Source organism: Variovorax sp. 01T439_2 (assembly GCF_056398445.1).
In genome coordinates, this window is record NZ_JBFTPJ010000295.1 from 1 (window position 1) to 6085 (window position 6085).

At 69.7% G+C, this 6085-nt stretch carries 6 protein-coding genes and 1 pseudogene; 2 read left to right on the forward strand and 5 right to left on the reverse strand.

Features of this window, described 5'->3' with window-relative positions; all coding sequences use genetic code 11:
• Positions 1-844, reverse strand: an 844-nt coding sequence (locus AC1DOC_RS15465; protein WP_478130041.1) for an aminotransferase-like domain-containing protein, incomplete at its 3' end; no start/stop codon positions are given.
• 134 nt (positions 845-978) lie between these two features.
• On the opposite strand from AC1DOC_RS15465, the gene AC1DOC_RS15470 reads away from it, so the two are divergent.
• Positions 979-2112: a pyridoxal phosphate-dependent aminotransferase gene (locus tag AC1DOC_RS15470; RefSeq protein WP_478079670.1), complete on the forward strand. Its 1134-nt coding sequence runs from the start codon at positions 979-981 to the stop codon at positions 2110-2112.
• A 6-nt stretch (positions 2113-2118) separates the two neighbouring features.
• Here AC1DOC_RS15470 and AC1DOC_RS15475 read toward each other — a convergent pair whose 3' ends face one another.
• The gene (locus AC1DOC_RS15475; RefSeq protein WP_478079669.1) at positions 2119-2709 is read right to left on the reverse strand and encodes an NADPH-dependent FMN reductase; all 591 of its coding nucleotides are present in this window, start codon (positions 2707-2709) and stop codon (positions 2119-2121) included.
• Positions 2710-2831: 122 nt separating this feature from the next.
• Between AC1DOC_RS15475 and AC1DOC_RS15480 the strand changes: the two genes are divergently transcribed.
• Entirely contained in the window at positions 2832-3629 is a 798-nt protein-coding gene (locus AC1DOC_RS15480; protein WP_478079668.1) for a hypothetical protein, read from the forward strand.
• A gap of 27 nt (positions 3630-3656) precedes the next feature.
• On the opposite strand, the gene AC1DOC_RS15485 is transcribed toward AC1DOC_RS15480, so the two are convergent.
• The 3 genes and pseudogenes from AC1DOC_RS15485 to AC1DOC_RS15495 all read right to left on the reverse strand — a co-directional run.
• The gene (locus tag AC1DOC_RS15485; protein ID WP_478130042.1) at positions 3657-4937 is read right to left on the reverse strand and encodes a CynX/NimT family MFS transporter; all 1281 of its coding nucleotides are present in this window, start codon (positions 4935-4937) and stop codon (positions 3657-3659) included.
• Positions 4934-5626, reverse strand: coding sequence for a FadR/GntR family transcriptional regulator (locus AC1DOC_RS15490; protein WP_478079666.1), 693 nt, complete (start codon positions 5624-5626; stop codon positions 4934-4936). The genes AC1DOC_RS15485 and AC1DOC_RS15490 overlap by 4 nt, the downstream gene beginning before the upstream one ends.
• Positions 5627-5727: 101 nt before the next feature.
• Positions 5728-6085, reverse strand: a pseudogene (locus tag AC1DOC_RS15495) (penicillin-binding protein 1C); the annotation flags it as partial.

Consider the following 6085-nt stretch of genomic DNA (forward strand, 5'->3'; position numbering starts at 1 on the left):
GCGGCACGCCGTGTTCGGCCAGGATGCGCAGCACGGCGCGCTTGTTCTCTTCGGGCATGGTGCAGCCGAGCGGATTGCTGAAGCTCGACGCCAGCACGCAGGCCCGCACCTTGCCCGAGGCCACGACCTCGCGCAGCGCGTCGACCGCGACGCCGGTGTCGGCATCGGTCGGCAGCTCGACCACCTTCAGCCTCTTTGCGCGCAGCACCTGCAGCAGCCCGAAGTAGGTCGGCGATTCGATGGCGACCGTGTCGCCCGGCTCCGTGACCGCATCGAGCGCGAGCGCCAGCGCCTCGGTGCAGCCGCAGGTGATGGCGATGTCGTCGGGTGCCAGCGCCTGTCCGAAGCGCAGCGCGCGGCGCGCGATCTCCATCCGCAGCGACATCTCGCCGTGCGGCGGCGAGTAGGTGTTGCACTGGCTGCCCTTCACGCGGGCCGTGCGGGCCAGCACGAGGTCGAGCCTGGAGGAAGACAGCAGCCGCTGGTTGGGAATGGCGCAGCCGAGCGGCACGAAGGCTTCGTCCGACGCGTGCTTCAGCAGGTCGAGCATCAGGCCCGACAGTTCCACCTTGGCGGGCCGGATCGAATGGCGCGCGGTGGTGGGCACGGGCAGCGCGGGCGGCGGCTTGGCAACGTAATAGCCCGACTGCGGCCGCACTTCGAGGATGCCGCGGTCTTCGAGCAGGCGGTAGGCCTGCACCGCGGTGCTCAGGCTGGTGCGCTGCTGCGTGCTGATCTCGCGCAGCGACGGCGCCCGCGCGCCCGGCTTCAGCGTGCCGCGGCCGGCCAGGCCGGCCACGAAATCGGCAATTTCTTCATAGCGGAACCGGGGAGATTGCGACACGGATCACTCCTGCTGGCGTGGATGGCACTGCACCCAACTGTACTGCACCAAATTTCAGAAAAGTGTGGCTGTTATCGCCGGTCATGAAACTGCAACATCGCAGGCATCGACAGCAACGGATCAAGCGGCAGTTCATGGCACGGTTTCCCGACAACGAAATCATTTCCCTCGTCAGCAAGGCACCGCGCTTCGACCTTGCCGAAAGCGTGGGGCCGAGCGTGCGGCTCGCGGAACTGGCGGACATGGCCTTCGGCGAGGATGCGGATTTTTCGCTGGACTACGGCACCGCGGCCGGCAGCTCCGCCCTGCGCCAGGAAATCGCGAACGAGCATGGCGTCGATGCCGACGACGTGGTGGTCACGGTCGGCGGTGCCCACGCGCTGTTCCTGATCGCCTTCACGCTGTGCCAGGCGGGCGACGAAGCCGTCGTGGCCGAGCCGGTGTTCCCGTTGGCGCGCAACGCGCTGGCCGCCGTTGGCGCCACCACGCGCGCGCTGCCGCTCGGCTTCGACACCGGCTACCGCATCGACCTGGACGCGCTGCGCCAGTTGCTCTCCCCGAAGACCAGGGTGCTGAGCCTGGCCTCGCCGCAGAACCCGTCGGGCGTCGCGATTCCGGCGCAGACSCTGCGCGAGATCGTCGCGATGCTGGCCGAACATGCGCCGAAGGCCTGGCTCGTGATCGACGAGACCTACCGCGAGGCGGCCTATGGCGACGATGCCGCGGTGCCCCCTGCTGCCGGGCTGGGGGACAGGGTGATCTCGGTGTCCTCGCTGTCCAAGTGCCACGGTTCGGCGGGCCTTCGCATCGGCTGGGCCATCACGCGCGACGCCGCGCTGCGCCAGGCGCTGGTCACGGCGAAGTTCAGCACGGTGATCTCGTGCTCGCCGGTCGACGAGGCGCTTGCGCTGGCCGTGTTCAGGCAGCGCGACCGGATCATCGGCGAGCGTCGCAAGCTCCTCGCGCAAAACCTGCAGTTCACCGAGGCCTGGGTGTCGCGCCACGCCAGCCACATCGAGTGGGTGCGCCCGGATGCCGGGGCGCTGTGCTGCATGCGGCTCAGGCGCGAGCTCTTCGACGCCGCGGCCGTCGAGCGCTTCTATGCGGCGCTGGCCAGGTACAGCACGCGCGTCGCGCCCGGCCCGTGGTTCGGCGACGACCCGCTGGTGTTCCGGCTGGGATTCGGCCTGCCGACGCTCACGCAGCTGGCGATTGCGCTGGAGTGCGTGTCGGTGGCGCTGACGGAGGCTGCGAAGGCGGGTGCCTAGGGTCGCTCAATAAGGCGGCGCCTTGCGCGCCCGCTGCGCGCGTGCCGCCTCGGTCCACCAGGCCAGGTCGTCGGCGAACCTTCCGAAGGAGCGATCGAGCGATTCGCCCGCACTGCCGGTGGGCTTGCCGCCGGCATCGAGCGTTTGCGAGATGGGCCCGACCGCCAATGTGCTCGACACCACGACCATGCCCATCTCCGACAAAACCGAATGCCACACGGTGCCCGAGCGCACGCCCGAGAACCGGCCGGCCGAATAGCTCGCGATGGCGGCGGGGCGCCAGAACCATTCCTCGAGGAAGTGGTCGGTCAGGTTCTTCAGGCCGGGCTGCGGGCCCCAGTTGTATTCGCCGGTCACGAAGACGAAAGCATCCGCGCCGCGTATCTTCTGCGCCAGCGCTTCCATCGCCGCGGGCGCGGTGCCTTCGGGGTATTCCTTGTACATGCGGTCGAGCATCGGCAGGCCGACGGCCTTGGCGTCGATCAGCTCGGCCTCGGCGCCTCGCGCATCGAGGCCCGCCACCAGGTAGTCGGCCAGGCGAATGCCCATGCGGTCGGAACGGTACGAGCCATAGAACACGAGAATCCTGTCAGCCATCTTTGCTCCGTTCGAGGCCGGGATGGCCCGCGTGAATGAATGAATGAAGGCTACAGCATCGACCCGCCTGCACCGCAATTGGTTGCAGCAAGTTCCGGGCGGGCTGGCTACCATGCCGGTCCATGAACCCGCTGCCCATTCTTCGCACCGCCGCCCTGCCGATGTTCGCCCTGCTGCTTGCGGGGCCCGTTTGCGCCGCGCCGTCGGCGCAGCTTTTCGATGCGGTCAAGAAGCCGGAGTCGCTCGATGCGGACTGGCGCACGCAGCTTTGTGCGCTGTTGCCGCAGCCCTGCGATCCGCAGGCGCTGGGCCTGTACCGGCCGCGCGGCGGCGCAGCGGGCGACTACGCGGTGTTCTCGGGCGAACCGCTGGCCATGGCGCGCGTCAAGCGCATCGCGGGCACAGGCGCGTGGCAGCTGAACCGCCTGCACGACTTCAGCGGCTATGCGGCCGCATTGCTGAAGAAGGCGGCCGACCCGGCCACCGCGGACGCACGCATTTCGCTGGCGCCGGCGCTCTATCCGCTGGCCGAAGGGCAGTGGGCCGTGGCGGTGCTCCAGACCGTGTCGGAGATGTATTCGGGCGGCGGTGCTTCGTTCAGCAAGGCCGACTTCGTTCCGCTCGAGGATGCGAGCCGCGCCGTGCATGAAGGCATTCCGTTTTCGTGCTCGAAGATGGTCCGCGCCTGCTTCAGCGAAAAGGAATACAAGCAGTCGAAGCACTGCCACGACGAAAGCAGCGGCAGCCTTCGCATCAGCTACGGCGAACCCGCGAGCCCGGGTGGAGCCTACGCCTGGCAGTACACCTGGCTGCAGAGCGAATGGCCGCAGAACACGCCGGCCAGCGAGACCACCACCACGCGCCTGCACTTCACGGCCCGGACCACCGAAAGGGCGAGCTTCTGCGGCGGACCGCAGTAGGCGGCAACGCCGCACGCTCTTCTCTTCTCAGTGCCGCGGAAYCGTCACCGCGCCCACGTGCATCGAGCGCCCCGCGCCAAGGCCCGCCATCACCAGCGCAATGCCCAGCCCGATGAAGAGCCATGACGACGCGCGGAAGCTGCCGGTCCAGCCGTGCAGCAGGCCCGCCACCAGCGGCCCGCAGGCGGCCACCACGTAGCCCACGCCCTGCGCCATGCCCGAGAGGTGTGCCGCCACGTGCGAATCGGGCGAGCGCAGYACCATGAAGGTGAGCGCCAGCGCAAAGGTGCCGCCCTGCGCAATGCCCAGCAGCACGGCCCACAGCCACACGCCGCCCAGCGGCGCGAACAGCATCGCCAGCATGGCGGCCACCGTGACAATGGCCAGCGCCACCGCCAGCCCGCGCTGGTTGCGCAGCCTCACGGCCACTGCGGGAACGATGAGGCAGGTCACCACCTGCGTCATGACCGCCAGCGACACGACGTAGCCGGCCGTCTCGCCGCCGAGCCCACGTTCGCGCAGGATGGGTGCGAGCCAGCCCATCACGGTGTAGGCCAGCGCCGATTGCAGGCCCATGAAGAAAGTGACCTGCCAGGCCAGCCGGTCGCGCCACAGCCCGCGCACGGTGAAGCCCGATTCGCTGGCCACTGGCTTCAGCGGCAGCGCCTGCGGCGCCCAGATCAGCGTGACCAGCAACGCGGGCACCGCCCACATCGCCAGCGCATAGGTCCAGCCGCCGCCCAGCGCATGTTCGAGCGGCACCGTGAGGCCCGCCGCGCTGGCCGCGCCGCCGCACACCGCCATGGTGTAGAGGCCCATCATCAGCGCCGCCTGCCTGGCGAAGTCGCGCTTCACCAGGCCCGAGAGCAGCACGTTCGACACCGCGATGCCGCTGCCCGCGATGGCCGAGGCCACGAACAGCAGCGGGATGCTGCCGGTGCCGCGCAGCAGCGTGCCCACGAGGATGAGCACCATGCAGGCGAGCAGCGTGCGCTCGGTGCCGAAGCGCCGGCCCAGGCCCGGCGCCAGCGGCGCGAACACGCCCAGGCAGACGATGGGCAGCGTGGTCAGCAGGCTCGCGGCGGTGGCCGAGAGCCCGGTGGCCGCGATGATCTCCGGCAGCACCACCGACAGGCTGGCGAACACCGGCCGCAGGTTGAAGGCGATCAGCACCACGCTCGCACCCAGCAGGATGCGCCGGCCCAGGCTGTCCGCCGGCGTGGGGCGCGGCGCGGGCGTGCTGTCGGCCTCGGCGTCGATCAGCAGTTCGTCGGCAGCGCGGGCCGTCCGGAATGCCACCGCGCTCATCGGGCGGGCTCCGCGGCTTCTTGCGCCAGCGCGTCGATCATCGGCGACATGAAGGCGCGCACCGCCTCGGCGGCGCGGTCGGGGTCGCGGCTTGCAATGGCCTCGAGGATGGCGGTGTGCGCAGCCGTGTCGGGTTCGGGCAGGCTGGTGCCCATCGTGCTCGCGATGGTTTCCTTGATGTAGCCGGCAATGAAGCGGCAGGTTTCTGCCAGCGCGAGGTTGCCCGAGATGTCGACGATCGCCAGGTGAAAGGCCAGGTCGCGCTCGATGAAGCCCGCGCCGCCGTCGCTCGCGTCGGGCACGCCGCGCTTGTTGAGCAGGCTGTTCAGGTTGCGCAGGTCCTTGGCGGTGTGGCGCACGGCGGCCAGCCGCGCGGCCTCGACCTCGAGCGCGCGGCGCACCTCGAACTGGTCGCGCAGGCTTGCGCGCCGCATCTTCTGCAGGCTGGCCGACGGGTCGAAGCCCGAGCGCACATAGGTGCCCGAGCCTTGCCGCACTTCGAGCAGGCCGCGCGAGACCAGCGTCTTCACGGCTTCGCGCACGGTGCCGCGGCTCACGCCGAGCAGTTGCGCAAGCTGCGGCTCGATCGGAATGCGCGATCCGACGGTCCAGCGGCCGGCCGCGATCTCGGCGCGGATGCTGTCGGCGGCACTGTCGGCCAGGGAGGTTCGGGGGGCTTGGAGGAGCATATGAATAAGAAAGACCTAATTCATTCAATCATTGGATGAATTTTCGCGCGACTGCAATGCCGCAGTCGAAAGCAGGGGGATTCGGGTGGCCGCCGGCGCGTCTACCGGCGCGCGCTTTTCGCGACCACGCCCGCGCCGCGCACTTCGAGCTTGCGCTGGTCGACCACCTTGCCGGTGGCATCGGCGAGTTCGATCACGTGGCGCCCGGGCCACGGCAGCCACTGCGCGCTGTTGCCGCGCGCAAACAGCTTGCCGTCGATGCGCCATTGCACGCCGCGGCCTTCGGACTCGAAGCGCACGCGCTGGTGCAGCGGCGGAATGTCGGGGTCCAGCGCGATGATGGTGCCGTCGGCCGGCGCGGTGATGCGCGGCGCGGCCCCGGCGCCTGCCGCTGTGCCGGCGTTGTCGAGCGCGAAGAGCGGCTGCTCCGTGCCCTGCAGGAACCATTCGCTGCGCGCC